This window comes from Ectothiorhodospiraceae bacterium BW-2 (genome assembly GCA_008375315.1).
Lineage (GTDB): Bacteria > Pseudomonadota > Gammaproteobacteria > Thiohalomonadales > Thiohalomonadaceae > BW-2.
This window is the reverse complement of the sequence record CP032507.1, coordinates 4,029,073-4,045,062: the sequence shown is the minus strand read 5'-3', so window position 1 is coordinate 4,045,062 and position 15,990 is coordinate 4,029,073. Positions and strand designations below refer to the sequence as shown.

The 15,990-nt window shown below is 54.9% G+C and carries 17 protein-coding genes; 15 read left to right on the top strand and 2 right to left on the bottom strand.

The window, feature by feature from the left end; genetic code table 11:
- Nucleotides 1-13: 13 nt before the first annotated feature.
- The 7 genes from D5085_18615 (at nucleotide 14) to pgsA (ending at nucleotide 6,650) form a co-directional block, all read left to right on the top strand.
- Nucleotides 14-556: a hypothetical protein gene (locus tag D5085_18615; GenBank protein QEP44971.1), complete on the top strand. Its 543-nt coding sequence runs from the start codon at nucleotides 14-16 to the stop codon at nucleotides 554-556.
- A gap of 24 nt (nucleotides 557-580) precedes the next feature.
- Nucleotides 581-1,222 (top strand): ParA family protein, encoded by a 642-nt coding sequence (locus tag D5085_18610; protein QEP44970.1) that lies wholly within the window; start codon nucleotides 581-583, stop codon nucleotides 1,220-1,222.
- Between the two features lie 72 nt (nucleotides 1,223-1,294).
- Nucleotides 1,295-1,876: a hypothetical protein gene (locus D5085_18605; GenBank protein QEP44969.1), complete on the top strand. Its 582-nt coding sequence runs from the start codon at nucleotides 1,295-1,297 to the stop codon at nucleotides 1,874-1,876.
- Nucleotides 1,877-1,957: 81 nt separating this feature from the next.
- Nucleotides 1,958-3,439 (top strand): dynamin family protein, encoded by a 1,482-nt coding sequence (locus D5085_18600; protein QEP44968.1) that lies wholly within the window; start codon nucleotides 1,958-1,960, stop codon nucleotides 3,437-3,439.
- 28 nt (nucleotides 3,440-3,467) lie between these two features.
- Nucleotides 3,468-4,142: a DNA-binding response regulator gene (locus D5085_18595; protein QEP44967.1), complete on the top strand. Its 675-nt coding sequence runs from the start codon at nucleotides 3,468-3,470 to the stop codon at nucleotides 4,140-4,142.
- A 33-nt stretch (nucleotides 4,143-4,175) separates the two neighbouring features.
- Nucleotides 4,176-6,032, top strand: coding sequence for an excinuclease ABC subunit UvrC (gene uvrC, locus D5085_18590; protein QEP44966.1), 1,857 nt, complete (start codon nucleotides 4,176-4,178; stop codon nucleotides 6,030-6,032).
- 42 nt (nucleotides 6,033-6,074) lie between these two features.
- Nucleotides 6,075-6,650: a CDP-diacylglycerol--glycerol-3-phosphate 3-phosphatidyltransferase gene (gene pgsA / locus D5085_18585; GenBank protein QEP44965.1), complete on the top strand. Its 576-nt coding sequence runs from the start codon at nucleotides 6,075-6,077 to the stop codon at nucleotides 6,648-6,650.
- A gap of 4 nt (nucleotides 6,651-6,654) precedes the next feature.
- Here the strand turns inward: pgsA and yaaA are convergent, their stop codons facing one another.
- Entirely contained in the window at nucleotides 6,655-7,434 is a 780-nt protein-coding gene (gene yaaA / locus D5085_18580) for a peroxide stress protein YaaA (protein QEP44964.1), read from the bottom strand.
- A 93-nt stretch (nucleotides 7,435-7,527) separates the two neighbouring features.
- Between yaaA and D5085_18575 the strand changes: the two genes are divergently transcribed.
- From D5085_18575 to D5085_18540, 8 genes are all read left to right on the top strand, one after another.
- Nucleotides 7,528-8,484, top strand: coding sequence for a Nudix family hydrolase (locus tag D5085_18575; protein ID QEP44963.1), 957 nt, complete (start codon nucleotides 7,528-7,530; stop codon nucleotides 8,482-8,484).
- A 163-nt stretch (nucleotides 8,485-8,647) separates the two neighbouring features.
- Nucleotides 8,648-10,222, top strand: coding sequence for a 2,3-bisphosphoglycerate-independent phosphoglycerate mutase (locus D5085_18570; GenBank protein ID QEP44962.1), 1,575 nt, complete (start codon nucleotides 8,648-8,650; stop codon nucleotides 10,220-10,222).
- Nucleotides 10,223-10,240: 18 nt separating this feature from the next.
- On the top strand, nucleotides 10,241-10,711 hold the full coding sequence (locus D5085_18565) for an ATP-dependent zinc protease (protein ID QEP44961.1): 471 nt from the start codon (nucleotides 10,241-10,243) through the stop codon (nucleotides 10,709-10,711).
- Nucleotides 10,686-11,591 carry a 30S ribosomal protein S6--L-glutamate ligase gene (locus D5085_18560; GenBank protein QEP44960.1) on the top strand — a complete coding sequence of 302 codons (906 nt, stop codon included), beginning with the start codon at nucleotides 10,686-10,688 and terminating at the stop codon, nucleotides 11,589-11,591. Before D5085_18565 ends, D5085_18560 begins: the two co-directional genes overlap by 26 nt.
- Nucleotides 11,592-11,594: 3 nt before the next feature.
- Nucleotides 11,595-12,635: a succinylglutamate desuccinylase gene (locus tag D5085_18555; GenBank protein QEP44959.1), complete on the top strand. Its 1,041-nt coding sequence runs from the start codon at nucleotides 11,595-11,597 to the stop codon at nucleotides 12,633-12,635.
- Nucleotides 12,636-12,640: 5 nt separating this feature from the next.
- A complete protein-coding gene (locus D5085_18550) occupies nucleotides 12,641-13,834 on the top strand; it encodes an efflux RND transporter periplasmic adaptor subunit (protein ID QEP44958.1) in 1,194 nt (397 codons plus the stop codon).
- 25 nt (nucleotides 13,835-13,859) lie between these two features.
- A complete protein-coding gene (locus tag D5085_18545; protein QEP45231.1) occupies nucleotides 13,860-14,342 on the top strand; it encodes a TIGR02281 family clan AA aspartic protease in 483 nt (160 codons plus the stop codon).
- A 30-nt stretch (nucleotides 14,343-14,372) separates the two neighbouring features.
- Nucleotides 14,373-15,032, top strand: coding sequence for a hypothetical protein (locus D5085_18540; protein ID QEP44957.1), 660 nt, complete (start codon nucleotides 14,373-14,375; stop codon nucleotides 15,030-15,032).
- Here D5085_18540 and rpoH read toward each other — a convergent pair.
- Complete coding sequence (gene rpoH, locus D5085_18535; protein ID QEP44956.1) at nucleotides 15,012-15,872, bottom strand: RNA polymerase sigma factor RpoH; 861 nt, start codon at nucleotides 15,870-15,872, stop codon at nucleotides 15,012-15,014. The genes D5085_18540 and rpoH overlap by 21 nt on opposite strands.
- Nucleotides 15,873-15,990: the final 118 nt, after the last annotated feature.

The window sequence follows — 15,990 nt, the reverse complement described above, 5'->3', positions numbered from 1 at the left end:
CACCGGTGCGCTAATGGCGATAAGCCGCTATAGTCTGGGGGAGCAGGAGGTCGATATCGACATGGTGCGGTTAGCCGCAGCGCTGTTACTGCTTTGGGCGCTCTCGGGGGGTGCTTTGGGGATCGCCTCGGAGCTGACCGAGCGTCCTTGGGGACGAGTTGAGCTAGCAGAACCGACCGAACGCTCGCTAACCGGCTACCGAGGCCGCTACAATCCGTGGCTAGAGGGGGATGAGGGGCAACAGAGTCGCCAACGCCAACGCCAACAGACATGGCAGCGGTTGAGTGAGCAGTGGGGGGACGATAACTCTCCGACTGCTAGCGAGTACCGCTGGCCGGAGAGTGGGGCGACAGAGTTCAATGCGGGCTATCGTCGTGACTATCTGAAACAGAGTGAGCGCTATCTGTTTAGCCATGAGCCGCCGACCTCTCTGAAGGAGAGGCGCTATGACCGCCGTCATCGTTTCGATAGCTTGTATCTCTACGCCTATCCCGATGACGATGATCGTTATCGGCGGCGGCAGAGTGGCTATCGCGGGTACCGAGAAGAGTATTAACCAGAAGGTAGGTAGAGTAGCAAGATGATAACTGTTGTCGGCAATCTAAAGGGGGGATCGGGTAAAAGTACCGTCGCCTTTAATCTAGCGGTGTGGCTATCGCGGCACCAGAGCGAGGTGTCGCTCTTTGATCTCGATCCACAAAAGACCTTGAGCGATGTGCTAGAGGTTCGTAGTGATGAGGGCTTTGAACCGGAGCTAGAGGTTGAACCGGTACCCGAAGAGGTTGCTGCCGTGCTAACGCAGGCAGCTGATGAGGGTGAGGTGGTGGTCGATGTCGGTACCGCCGATATGGAGGCGATGAGAGCGGCGCTTAGTGTGGCCGATAGGGTGGTTATTCCGGTCGCTCCGAGTCAGGCCGATGTCTGGTCAACGCAACGCTTTTTGGTCATTATCAATAAAGTTGTTGCTGAGCAGAGTAAGAAGCCGGAGATGCTGCTGTTTGTGAATCGCGCCGATACCCATCACAATGTTCGGGAGTCGGATGAGGCCGAGGAGGCGCTAAAAATGTTGCCGGGGGGGAGAGTGCTGCCGTGCCGTCTATTTCAGCGAACCGCCTATCGGCGCTCGTTTAGTGAGGGGCTCGCGGTCTATGAGCTCCAGCCGGGCTCTAAAGCGGCTAAAGAGTTTATGGTGTTAGTGGGGCACCTCTATCCACAACTCTAGTTTAGGGGTATTTTTCAATCGGGGGGGAGATTGAATTGTCGTAAATTTTTTTAAAAGGGGCAGGTGAGTGGCATGAGTAGTAGTGATAAGCGGCAGCAGGTGGCTGATGAGGTGGTTAGCGAGAGAGCGGAGCCTCGTTTATCTCGGCGGCGGGTGAATCCGACCGATGAACATATCGAACGCCTCGCAACGGTATTCGAGAGTAGCGCTCGTCGTTGGGAGTTGATGGTCTATCCTTCGCTATTTGCCTTTATTATCTTGGCAGGCTACGGTTTCTATCTCATCTTTAGTCTAACCCATGATGTTGCCTCATTAGCGAGGAATGTCAATTCGTTAACTAAAACGATTGAGACTAGTTTGGTCGATAATATGGACTCGATTACTATGGATATGTCAATTATGACCTCTAGCATGGACAATATCGCGACAGAAATGAGCTATATGAGCTCTAATCTTGGTGACATTTCGGTAGGAATGGATACGATTACCGACGAGATGCGGAATTTAGGGCCGATGCGAATGACCATGGAGCAGTTAAATAGCAATACACTCGGGATGGTTGCCAGTACCAATAGCATTCGGCACGAAATGGGGGCGATGAACCATAATATTGGTCGCCCGATTAGCCAGATGTCGAGCTTTTTTCCTTGGTGAAAAGGGCGTTGACAGCGTAGAGGAGGAGCCGCTCTGAGTGTGGAGCCGGTTGGAGAGTCAAATTAATGTGAGGGATTTGTTATGTTTGGAGCTGAACCGATAATTATACAGCGCTTACAACTATTAGAGCGCCATTTAGAGGATGAGAACCCGATTTTGATTGAGGCGGTCAACAGTTTTCGTGAGTTAGATAAAATCGCCTACCGCATGGGGATGTTGCGCCGTGATCAGTCGTTTGCAACTCTCATTCCTTGGTGGCCGCTGGTGTCAGTGCTAGGGACATTCTCAGCTGGTAAGTCAACCTTTATCAATGACTATATCGGTATGAAGTTACAGGTGTCGGGTAACCAAGCCGTGGATGACAAGTTTACCGTCATGTGCCACAGTAAAGAGCAGCAGGTGCATACGCTCCCCGGACTGGCTCTCGATGCCGATCCGCGCTTCCCCTTCTACCAAATTAGTGAGGAGATAGAGAAGGTCTCTGATGGCGAAGGGAAGCGGATAGACTCCTATATTCAGCTAAAAACCTGCCCGAGCGAGGTATTACGAGGCAAGATTCTAATCGACTCGCCAGGATTCGATGCTGATGATCAGCGTACCGCGACGCTGAAACTGACCGAGCACATTATCGATCTATCCGATCTAGTCTTGGTCTTTTTCGATGCACGCCACCCTGAACCAGGGGCGATGCAGGATACTTTGAACCATCTCGTCTCGGGGACGATACATCGAGCCGATTCGAGTAAATTTCTCTTTATTTTGAACCAAATCGATACCGCAGCGCGGGAGGATAACCCTGAAGAGGTCTTTGGCGCTTGGCAACGGGCGCTGGCGCAGAAGGGGCTGACTGCGGGGCGTTTCTATACTATCTATAATGAGAAGGCGGCGATGCCGATAGAGGATGAGGCGCTACGGCAGCGCTTCTCCTCTAAGCGAGATCACGATTTGGCCGACATTCACTCCCGCATTAAGCAGGTCGAGATCGAGCGAGCCTACCGTATCGTGGGGGCTTTAGAGAAGTTAGCACGCAATTTTGAGCAGCGGCTATTGCCGTTGATGTCAGAGGCGCTGCAGCGCTGGCGTAAGTTGACCCTCATCGGCGATGGTCTGTTGTTAGCACTACTGCTGGGGCTAGGATTCTATACTACAGTCGATACCCAACAGGGGGAGATGGCTCTGGCTCCATGGGTGAGTTCGCTCAGTAGTCAACCGCTGTGGGGCGGGGTGAGCGTTGCGTTACTTGCCTTTATTATCCTCTATCTTCACTATGTGGTGCGCAACTGGGCGCGTAAGCCGGTATTGAAGTGGCTAGCACAGCAGGCCAACAACGATAATGACAAGGAGCAGCTACGGGGGGTATTTATGCGCAGTAGTGCTAGCTGGCGCTCAGTGTTTCAAAAGATTCCTTGCGGTTGGGGAAGAGGAGTCAAGCGCAGACTTGACACTATCATAAGCGACACAGATCGCTATGTGCAGATGTTAAACGACCGCTACGCCAACCCTTCTGGCGTACATTCAGCTATGCCATCAGAGAGCCGCTCACAGGAGCCGAACTCTGACTAACTCAATTGACGGAGAGAAATGAGACAATATGATTAATATTCTATTTATTGATGAGCACGAGATGGTTCGTCGAGCCGCTGGAGAGCTCTTTGAGTCCATGGGAGACATGAAGATGGTTGCCGATGCGGCTGATAGCAAAGAGGCGCTCGAAATGATGGGTAAGAGAAAGTCGAAGCTCAGTGTCATCGTGTTGGATTTAAGTTCGCCGGCCGCGGATGGGCTTGATGCGGCTCACAAGCTCCATAATACCTATGCAGATATTCCGCTGTTGCTGATCACCTCGGTGAGTTACGACGGGCCGATGCATGTGTTCAAGGTGGGGGCAGCTGGGTATGTCCACAAAGGGTGTGATATGGGCGAGTTGGAGAGCGCCATACGGACTCTGCATAGGGGTGAGCGCTATATTAGTGATGGGGTCTCTCGTCTTTTGGCGTTGCGGATGTTGCGTGAGTATGAGGGCTCTCCTTTTGATCAGATCTCAAGTCGAGAGAAAGAGGTATTGGATCTGATGATTCGGGGTGAGAAGAATGCGGTTATTGCTGAAACTCTCGATATTAGCCCTAAAACGATCAGTACCTACCGTTACCGAATTTTGGGTAAATTAGGGGTGAAGGGGCGGCGTCAGCTACTGCAACTGGCGAAACAGTTCGGCTTCTATGCTGATGGCAAAGAGCCGCAGGGGCTGTTTGAGGAGCTGGGCTAATCCTCCTCCGAGTGTTACCTCAGTTAGTTGGCGGTGAGTTCAGTGACTTCGTTTGATCACCGCCGCTTTTTGGCCGAAGTGGGCAATGAGCCGGGCGTCTATCAGATGTATGGTGCCGACGGTGAGCTGCTCTATGTCGGTAAGGCCAATCAGCTTAAACGGCGTTTAAGTAGCTATTTTGGCGCTCAAAGCTCACTCTCGGCTAAAACCGCCCGTCTGGTTGCTCAAATTGCCTCTATTGAGGTGATGACGACCCGCAGCGAGGCCGAGGCGCTGCTGTTAGAAAATAATCTTATTAAGCAGCATCGTCCGCACTATAATATCTTGCTGCGTGATGATAAGAGTTACCCCTATCTCTATCTTTCAAAAGATCCCTTTCCCCGACTCGGCTCGGTGCGTAAACGGCGCACAGATCAGGGGGCGGACTATTTTGGCCCCTATCCTGGGGTGAGTGCGGTGCGTGAGAGTCTCTATCTGCTACAGAGGCTATTTCGGCTGCGCCAATGTGACGAGACCACCTATCGTCATCGCTCCCGACCCTGTTTACAGTACCAGATTGAGCGCTGTAGCGCCCCCTGTGTCGGCTATATCTCGCCTGAAGCCTATGGCGTGGATGTGGAGCATACGAGACTCTTTTTGCAGGGGGAGAGCGGCGCTGTGATCGACCACTTGGTGATCTTAATGACAGAGGCGGCAGCCGCACTGGAGTATGAAACGGCGGCGGTGATGAGAGATCGCATCACCGCGTTAAGGCAGATACAGCAGCAGCAGCATGTGATTCAGGGGCAGGATAACCTCGATGTCATTGCGGTGGCCGCCTTAGCTGGCGAGTACGCGCTTGAGCTACTCTATGTTCGGGATGGCCATCTAGTCGGTAATCGGCGCTTTATTATGGAGGGGGAGCGGTTTAGTGATAGCGGCGAGCTGCTCAACAGTTTTGTGAAGCGCTACTATCTAGATCAGCTACAGGGAGGGGAGGGCCTCATTCCAGCCCGAATTCTTGTGACCGAAACGGTGGCGGATCAGCAGCAGCTAAATGAGCTATTGAGTCGTGAGGCGGGACGAAAAATTGAGATCGTTGCCCCTAAACGAGGCCAGCTACGCCACTGGCTGGAGTTAGCGCAGCGCAACGGCGAGCAGGCGCTGCAGCAGCGCGTTAATCAGCAGAATCGCGTGGCGGCGCAGTTTGAGCAGCTACTGCAACGGCTACCGATACCGACTCCGTTTGAGCGCATTGAGTGTTATGACATTAGCCACACGGCAGGGGAGGCGACGGTTGCCTCGGGGGTGGTGTTTACTCGCGATGGGCCGCAAACGGCGCACTATCGCCGCTATCACATCGATCATATTGCGCCGGGGGATGACTATGCGGCTATGGAGCAGGTGATCCGGCGACGGCTGCGCCCCTTTACTGAGCAGCCGGCCGCTGCCGACTGGGAGAGGCTGCCGCAACTGCTGTTAATCGATGGCGGCAGAGGGCAGATCGGCCGAGTATTTGAGGTGATCAAAGAGTTTAAGCTAGTGTATGCATTGCAGGTTGTCGGTATCGCTAAAGGGGAGGGGCGTAAACCGGGATTGGAGCAGCTCCTCTTGCCCGAGCAGAGTGTGCCGATTATACTGCCAGCAGAGTCGGCGGCACTGCATCTGTTGCAGCGGGTGCGAGATGAGGCGCACCGCTTTGCGATAGAGGGGCACCGTAAACGGCGAGCTAAAAAGCGCCTCACCTCCTCGCTGGAGCAGATTGAGGGGTTAGGCCCGAAACGGCGACGGCTGTTACTGCAGCAGTTTGGTGGGATGCAGCAGCTCTCGCGAGCGACCATTGAGGATCTTGTTCGAGTTAAAGGGATCAGTCGCTCACTAGCCGAACGCATCTATCATAACTTTCATTAGAGCATGGCCTGCCGGAGCAGGGTGCGTGTAGGGGTTTTTTTCATGACACTTCCCAATCTGTTGACCGTGGCGCGTATTGTACTGATTCCGTTTTTGGTCTTGGGGTTCTATCTGCCGTTTGAGTGGAGCCATCTGCTAGCAACGCTGCTGTTTATTCTGGCCGCTGTAACCGATTGGTTAGATGGCTATCTGGCTAGAAGGATGGGGTTAACTAGCCGCTTTGGGGCCTTTCTCGATCCGGTGGCCGATAAATTAATGGTGGCGTCGGTATTGGTGTTGGTGGTGGATCATAACCCGACCCCCTATGCCGGCTTTTGGCTCGCGCTGCCGGCAACGGTTATTATTGGGCGTGAAATTGTGGTCTCGGCGCTGCGGGAGTGGATGTCAACGATTGGGGCGTCGGGTTCCGTGGCGGTCAGTTGGCTGGGAAAGGTGAAGACGACCGCGCAGATGGTCTCGTTGGCGCTACTGCTCTATGGCCAGCCGTTATGGGGGATCAATCTGGCGCTGTGGGGATTAGCGCTACTCTATCTGGCCGCGCTGTTAACGCTCTGGTCGATGATCGACTATCTGCTCGCCGCCTCAAGGGCGATAGCTCGCCAGTCAGAACAGCAGTGAGTGATTAACCGTCTATATCACGACAAAAGATCCACTCATTAGCAGAGGAGAGGGCGGCGCTGTAGTGGTAGTCGTCACTATTGAACTGCTGTAGTTGTTGTGGGGTCTTGAGGCGGTTAAGCAGAATGTAGCGGCTCATTAGCCCCCGCGCCCGCTTTGCGTGAATGCCGATGGTGCGACAGTGGCCCTCTCGACACTGTTTAAATTGAGGAGTGATGAGGGTGCCCTCAATCTGCTGTGGCTGGATCACTTTCCAGTACTCTTGCGAGGCGAGGTTAATCAGTACCGGTTGAGCCTGTTTAGCGAGTTCGCGGTTAATTAGCGTGGTGATTCGATCACCCCAAAACTGGTATAGATTCTTACCACGAGGAGTTGGCAGCGAAGTTCCCATCTCCAGACGGTAGGGGTGGATCAGATCGAAAGGACGCAACAGTCCGTAGAGTCCCGATAGGATGCGCAGGTGATCTTGACTATATGCTAGATCGGCCGGGGTGAGCTGGGCGACATTAAGGCTAGTATAAACATCGCCTTTAAAGGTGAGCAGAGCCGGTTTAGAGTCGGGATAGCGAAAGGGGGGAGACCAGCTAGCGTAGCGCTCAAAGTTGAGCTGGGCGAGTTTCATGCTTAGTTTCATCCGTTCGGCGATGTCGTCAACGGAGAGTTGGCGTAAGGTGGCGATTAACTGCTCCGCTTCGGTTAGCAGTTCGGGGGCGGCATGGTACTGCGGTAGGGGAGAGGGGGTATCGGTATCGAGTTTTTTGGCAGGGGAGATGACGATTAACATTACATTGAGACCGTTGGGGTTGAGGGTGGCGTTAGGCTCTAACTTAGCCTATTGCTGTCGTGTTGTCTATAGAGCGACTAGGGGGAGCCGGTTTTGTTTGAGAATTTGCGTCGGGTCGTCGTTGGGGTAATCTCGGCTTCTGATGGCAATATTTGGCTGGCTAAACGCCAGGCACATCAGTCTCAGGGATCGTTGTGGGAGTTTCCCGGCGGCAAGATTGAGCCGGGGGAGGGGGCGATGGAGGCGCTACAGCGGGAGCTCTACGAGGAGTTGGCGCTACAGGTGAATCCCGCTGACTGTCGTCGTTTAATCGAGATCCCGTGGCGCTATCAGGAGGGGGGGGTTAGGCTGGAGGTGTGGCGAGTTGAGCGTTATCAAGGGGAGCCGCAGGGGCGCGAGGGGCAGAGGTTGCAAGCTGTGCCGATCTCAGCGCTCGGGGAGTACCCTTTTCCGGCGGCGAATCGGGCGATTATTAGCGCGCTACAGTTGGGGGAGCGAATTTTAATAACGCCAGAGCCGCCAGAGTCGGCTGACAAGTGGCCCGACTATTGGCAACTTTTGCAGCAGCAGATGGCGCGGCGACAGATAGCCACCGCTATTTTGCGTGCTAACACAGTCACCGGTGTCGAGGCCTATCGCCGCTGGGCCGAGCTTGGGGCGCAGCTATTGCGCGTCGCTCAACCCGATAGGGTATTACTGCGCTATGGAGAGGCGCCACTGGCGGTTGAAACCGGTCGCCATTTAACCTCAGTCGAGGTGGTAGGGCTTAACCGGCGGCCGGAGGAGTCTTGGCTCGGAGCCTCCTGCCATACGCTAGCTGAGGCTGAGCGGGCGGTCAGTTTGGGGGTGGACTATATTTTGCTCTCTCCGGTGCTACCGACACAGAGCCACCCGGGGGCGATAACGCTCGGATGGCAGCGCTTCGGGGAGATCTGCCGACAGCTACCGCTGCCGGTCTATGCGCTTGGCGGCCTGACCGAGAGCGATCTACCGAAGGTGAGAGAGGCTGGTGGGCAGGGGGTGGCGGCGATTCGTGGCTGGTCGATTTAACGGGCTTTAGAGAGCCATTAACAGCGAAAGAGCCGCCCATTTACCCCAAAAGAGATAGCAAAAAAGATAAAAGGTGATATTGCAATTAGGATTAAAATATGCGTATGAATTGCTCTGGGGTTGTGGCATAATCGGGTTTTAACCCAAATTATCGGAGGTAGAGATGACAGCCCCTCGCCGCAAGGTTATGTTGGTGGTTTTGGATGGTTTTGGTACCAATCCGGCTCGTAGTGATAATGCCGTTGAGTTGGCTCGTACCCCCAACCTTGACCGCTATTTTGGTCGCTACCCACATACGCTGATTCAAGCCTCGGGCCATGCCGTAGGGCTGCCTGATGGACAGATGGGAAATTCGGAGGTGGGCCACCTCACTCTCGGCAGTGGTTCGATTATTCGACAAGACTTAGTCAAAATAGATGATGCGATTGAGTCGGGAGAGTTTTTTGAGCTGCCGCTCTTTTTGAAGGCGTGCGCACAGGCGCGGGAGCAGAATGAGCCGCTCCATCTGCTAGGTCTCGTCTCTGATGGCGGCGTGCATAGCCATATTAGGCATCTGTTAGCACTCATTGAGCTGGCGCAGCAGCAGCAGGTGGTGCCGCTGGTGCATATAGTGACCGATGGTCGGGATACCCCTCCCCACTCGGCGCTCGACTACCTGCCGCCGCTGCAACAGGCGCTAATGGCGGCCGGAGGGGCGATTGCCTCAGTCTGTGGTCGCTACTACGCAATGGATCGCGATAAGCGCTGGGAGAGGACTGAAAAGGCGTGGCGGCTGTTAATGTTAGGGTATGGCCGTAAAGCTGACTCCGCTAAAGAGGCGATTGAGGCGGCCTATAGCGCTAATGAGTCGGATGAGTTTATTAAGCCGACCATCCTACCCGCTTGGCGACCCTTGACGGCAAAAACGCCGCTGCTATTTTTCAACTTTCGTAAAGATAGGCCGCGACAGCTCATTTATGCGCTCCATAATCGCGATTTTGCCGTCTTTGATCGCGGCACAACCCCCTGCCCCTCTATCTATTGCATGATGCCTTACGATAGGGAGCTGCCGCTGCCATTCGCCTTTGAACCCGATAGCGCCAGAACCTCTTTAGGGGAGGTGTTAAGTCGAGCAGGAGTCGCCCAGTTCCACTGCGCCGAAACGGAAAAATTTGCCCACGTAACCTACTTTTTTAACGGCGGGCGGCAGGAGCCCTACCAAGGGGAGAAGCGGATCTTAATTCCATCACCCAAGGTCGCCACTTACGATTTAATGCCGCAGATGAGTGCCGCTAGGGTGGCCGATACTATGATTGAGACCCTTCAGGGCGGGCAGTATGATTTTCTGCTAGTCAACTTTGCAAATGGTGATATGGTCGGCCATACCGCAGTGAGGAGTGCGGTGATTGAGGCGGTCGAGACGCTTGATCGTGAAGTGGGACGGCTACTCGATGTGGCAACCGAGCTAGGCTACTCGGTCGTTGTGACCGCCGATCACGGTAACTGCGAGGAGATGGTCGATCCCTTAACGGGGGGGCCACAGACGCAACATACCTCCTTTCCGGTGCCGCTTTTGGTGATTGATGAGCACTATTGGGTACTCTCTAGTGGGGCTGGACTCTCTTCGGTCGCGCCGACGGTACTACAGTTAATGGGGCTAGCGCAGCCGGAGGAGATGGAGGGGGAGTCGCTACTGCTGCGAAGTCGTGGCGTTATTCAACGCCATCGCGAGGGTGAGCGTCTGGCAGGTGCCGCCTGAGTTTGAGTGAAAGAGGCTGTGTTGGACAGAGGGGGCGGTGAGCGACTCGCTATCGGTTGGCGCGAATGGGCCGCTTTGCCCCATCTGGGGGTGAGCCGAATTAAGGTTAAGGTCGATAGTGGTGCACGAACCTCGGCGCTGCATACCTTTGGGTTGGAGACCTATCACGATAAGGGGGAGTTGCGGGTTCGATTCGGGCTCCACCCGCTACAACAGCAGGATCAACAGCAGTTTTGTCACGCCTTGGTGCAGGATGAGCGGGTAGTCACCGATTCGGGCGGGCATAAGGAGCGGCGGTTGGTGATTGTCACCCCAGTGGTGATAGGAGCACTCTGCTGGCCGATTGAAATTACCCTGACCAATCGTGATACGATGCGCTTTAGAATGTTATTAGGGCGCACCGCTCTGGCCGACCGGTTCCGGATTGAACCGGATGGATCTTATCTGTCAGGAGAACCCGTTTATGAAAATTGCCATCCTCTCCCGTAACCGCAGTCTCTATTCGACTCGGCGGTTAGTGGAGGCTGGAGAGCTGCGCGGCCATGAGATGCGTGTGCTTGATACACTGCGTTGCTATATGAATATTGCCGCAGATAGGCCGGAGGTTCACTACGCCGGTGAGCTTCTGGAGGGGTTTGATGCGGTGATTCCCCGAATTGGAGCCTCGATCACCTTCTATGGTACCGCTGTTTTGCGTCAGTTTGAGATGATGGGGGTCTTTCCAGCCAATGAGTCGGTGGCAATCTCCCGCTCCCGCGATAAGTTGCGCTCACTACAGCTAATGTCAAGGGAGGGGGTCGGAATGCCACGAACCGGTTTTGCGAGCTATCCTGGCGATATTCACGATCTGATTACCATGGTCGGTGGGGCACCGTTAGTGATTAAGCTGTTGGAGGGGACGCAGGGGATTGGGGTGGTGCTAGCCGAGACGCGCAAAGCGGCAGAGAGTGTCATAGAGGCCTTTATGGGGCTTAAAGCCGATATTTTAGTTCAGGAGTTTATTCGCGAAGCGGCGGGGAGCGATATTCGCTGCTTTGTGGTCGGTAGCAAGGTGGTCGCATCGATGATGCGCCAGGCGCAGGAGGGGGAGTTTCGCTCCAACCTTCATCGTGGTGGTAGTGCTAAGTTAGTGAAGATCACGCCACAAGAGCGCACGACGGCGATTAAAGCGGCTAAAGTGATGGGGCTTAATGTGGCTGGGGTCGATCTGCTACGATCAGAGCGGGGGCCATTGGTGATGGAGGTCAACTCCTCGCCCGGACTAGAGGGGATCGAGAGAGCGACTAACCGCGATATCGCATCGATGGTGATCGAGTTTTTGGAGCAGAACGCTCGTCCTCATCGCACCCGTACCCGTGGTAGGGGATAGCCTGTGCCGCCGCTAACGATTGCGGGCCACACCATTGGTGCCGGTGAACGGCTTGGGTTCGATCTGCCGATTGCTCAACTCCATACCCATACCCCGCTGAGAATGCCGGTGCAGGTTCGGCGTGGCAAGCGGCCGGGGCCGGCGCTGTTTATCTCGGCGGCGATTCATGGCGATGAGTTGAATGGGGTGGAGATTATCCGCCGTCTGCAGCAGCAGAAGGTCTTATCACGCCTAAGTGGCACCCTCATTACTATTCCGGTGGTGAATGTCTTTGGGCTCATTCACCACTCTCGCTATCTCCCCGACCGACGAGATCTAAACCGCTCTTTTCCAGGAAGCGAGCGGGGATCACTCGCGGCAAGGCTGGCCAATATCTTTATGCGTGAGATTGTCGATAACTGTAGTCACGGTATCGATCTTCACACCGGCGCGGTTCATCGCAGTAACTTGCCCCAAATTCGGGTCAATTTGGATCATGATGAAGCGCTGGGATTGGCGCACGCTTTTGGGGTTCCGGTGATTCTTGGCTCCGATCTGCGTGACGGCTCCCTCCGACAGGAGGCGGCCGAGCGCGGTATTCCGATGCTGCTCTATGAGGCGGGCGAGGCGCTAAGATTTGATGAGTTATCGATTCGTGCCGGGGTTAAAGGAGTGTTAAATGTGATGCGTGAGCTGGGAATGTTGCCTAAAAGCAGCTACCGCAGTAAACAGAAGCCGCGGGTCGAATCGCTGGTGGCTCGCGCCTCTAGCTGGGTGAGGGCACCGGAGAGTGGGGTCTTTCGGGCCTTTAAGGGGCTGGGGCAGTGGGTGGAGAAGCGAGAGCAGCTAGGGATCATCGACTCCCCTTTTGGCGACAATGAGCAGGGGGTGGTCGCCCCTATGAGCGGTCTGATTATTGGTAAGACCAATTTACCACTGGTCAATGAGGGGGATGCCCTGTTTCATATCGCTCGGTTTGATAAGAGTGAACCGGATGAGACGGTCGAACTGTTCACCGAAACACTCGTCAGTGGTGGAGAAGCGAACGAACCCCCCATAATATAGCCCCTATGCGACAACTATTTTTGATACTACTGGTGGTGGGAATCGCGACTTTGAGCGGTTGGTGGCTGTTACAGAGCCGCCCCGAGGTCGAATTGAGCCCTGCTACCGCCGAGCGCCTAATCAGTGTCGCTACCACGACAGTGGTAGCTGCGGCTGTGACCCCCTACTTAAAGAGCTGGGGAGAGCTACAGCCGCAGCGCCAAGTCGATATTGTGGCAGAGGTGAGTGGCAAGGTGGTTGAGAGAGCGGGATCGCTAGGGGCGCTGGTTGAGGAAGGGGTGGTGCTGCTCAGACTCGATAGTCGTGATGTGGCGGATAGGCTACAGCAGTTGCGGTTAGAGTATCGGCAGGAGCAACAGGCGATTGAACGGGATCGAGAGCTGCTACAACAGGCGATCGAGACGCTACAGCTACAGCGCCAAGAGGTAGAACGGCTGACGCAGTTAGGGGCGAACTCGCTCGGATCGCAATCGCAGCGCGATAGTGCTCGGCAGCGATTACTGCAGCTAGAGAGTGAGGTGACTCGTCTGCAACACATCCAGCAGACAGGGCCGCAACGGCTAGAGGGGTTGCAGATGGAGCTTTCGCAGCAGCAGCGGCAGCAACAGCGTCATACGCTGCGGGCACCCTTGACAGGGATCATCTCACTGTTAACGCCTGAGCTAGCCGAGTGGGTAAAGGCGGGAGAGAGGGTCGCGCAGTTAGTCGATATCCAAGGGTATGAGTTAGTGTGCTACCTCTCTGCCTCAGAGCCGTTGGCGTTGCAGGTGGGGGAGCGAGTGAGGGTCGCTACGGCAGAGGGGCAACAGGGCGAGTATCAGGCAAGTGTCGTATCGGTTGAGCCGTTGGCCGATCCCCGCACTCACACCCGTCGCGTGACCCTCGCCCTTTCGGAGGCAGCGGGGCTATACCCGGGGCGGTTGATGTCGGTCTTACTGCCGCTACAGCAGCGTGAAAACTCGATGTTGGTTCCCTCAAGCGCCGTCGTGCTCGATGATGGACGAGCACTCCTATTTGTAGTCGATGAGAATCGGCGGCTACAGCAGCGGCAGGTTCTCTTGTTAGAGCGGCTAGATCAGCACTATGCGGTAAGCGGCGATATTGCGCTGGGGGAGAGGATTGTGAGTCGAGATGTCGCCGCGCTACAGCACGGACAGCAGATCATCTTAGATATCGATGAGGAGGGTGCGATTGAGTAATGAGACCCGACCTATCGGTACCGCTATGCTGGTGGCGGCGTTTTTGCTCCTGCTAGGGCTGTTAACGCTGCTATTTAATGATCTGATACAGCGACAGCATAATCCTAATCGACAGGTGGCGTTGAGCTCAGATGAGACTGAGGCGGTCATATTGCAACGAAACCGCTTTGGCCACTATGTTGTTAGCGGTTCAATCAACGGCTATCCGGTCGAGATGATGCTCGATACTGGGGCGAGCGATGTCTCGATACCGTTAGCAGTCGCCGAGCGAATCGGGCTCTCAAAGGGGGCGAGACGAGTCTATCAGACCGCTAACGGCCCGATAACTGCTTGGCAGACCCAACTCGATAGCGTCGAGATCGGGCCACTACGGGTGACAGATGTTCGTGCGAGTATCAATCCGGCGATGAGTGGCGAGCAATCGGTGCTTTTAGGGATGAGCTATCTGCGCTATCTGGAGTTTACCCAGCGGGGGAATGAGTTAATTTTGCGACCGATGGCGCACTAAACAGCGAACTAGAGAGAGGTAGGTTTGAGGATGGGAGTTGAAGCGTTACTTTTGACCGGATATCTACTGCTCTATGGCCTACTTCACTCTCTGTTAGCCTCGTTAGCGTGTAAACAGTGGGTGGCTAGACGCTTTGCGCCGTGGTTTCACGCCTATCGGTTTGGCTTTAATTTGCTGGCGCTGCTACTACTGCTGCCGGTGGTATGGATGCTGTGGCAGTGGCGAGGGGAGGTTGTCTATCAGTGGCCTGAACCGTGGCACTATTTAGGGTATCTGCTGTTGGGGGGGGCGGTGGCACTGCTGCTCTACTCGGGTCGCTGTTACGATATGGGTTACTTCTCTGGGGTACGGCAGCTACGAGAGGGGGAGAGGGGGCTATTTGAGCCGGAGCCATTTTCGATTTCGACACTGCACCGCTTCGTGCGCCACCCTTGGTATTCGCTACTATTGGTGATGCTCTGGTGCCGACCGATGGATCAGATCCAGCTAACGGCTACGGTAGTGGTGACACTCTATCTGCTGGTAGGATATCGACTGGAGGAGCGGAAGCTAATGGCTGCCCACGGGGAGCGCTATCGCCGCTATCGTGAACGGGTGGCGGCACTTATCCCTCTACCGGGGAGAACGCTCTCCACGGCAGAGGCAGCGGCGCTACTTGTTGAGGCCGACTCAGGCCGGCGAGGGGGCTAACATCCCTTGTAGTTTGGTCAGGGCGTTCTTCTCTAACTGGCGAATACGCTCGGCAGAGACGCCATACTTATCGGCCAACTCCTGTAAGGTGCTCTTCTTTTCGGCCAGCCAGCGCGAGGAGAGGATATCTTGGCTGCGGGCGTCAAGATTCTCTATCGCGCTATAGAGCCGACTGTTGTTGTGCTCAGTCCAGTTCTCCTGCTCAATTTGAGCCGCCGGTTCGTAGCGGCTATCTTGCAGGTAGCTAGAGGGGGCGATGATGGCGCTATCGTCATCATCATCATCCGCTTCGCCATCAAAACCGATATCTTTGCCGCTTAAACGAGACTCCATCTCCAGCACATCTTTTTGCGTTACCCCTAGCTCGTTAGCGACCATCTCCACCTCATCGGGCGAGAACCAGCCGAGGCGAGTTTTGGAGCTACGCAGATTGAAAAATAGCTTGCGTTGCGCCTTTGTGGTCGCCACTTTAACCACGCGCCAGTTTTTGAGGATAAACTCATGAATTTCGGCGCGAATCCAGTGGACGGCAAACGATACTAGGCGAACATTGTGGCTAGGATCGAAGCGTTTGACCGCCTTCATTAAGCCCACATTCCCCTCTTGAATCAGATCGGCGTGCGCGAGCCCATATCCACTATAGCCGCGAGCAATATGGACGACAAAGCGCAGATGGGACATCACCAACTTGCGAGCCGCCTCAATATCTTCACTCTCTTGCAGACGGATGGCTAGCTCTCGCTCCTCCTCTACCGTTAACATCGGAATTTGGTTAATGGCGTGGGTATAGGAATCGATACTGCCGATAGGTGAACCTACTGCTAACTCTAACTGTCTCATCTCGTCTCTCCCTTTTAGTCATCATCTTAAACTAAATACCATAGTAAAGTAGTCAGGAATAAAATGCAAGCAGTGATTATCTTAGCACTCGAAACTGGAGAGTGCCAATTAATTCCGT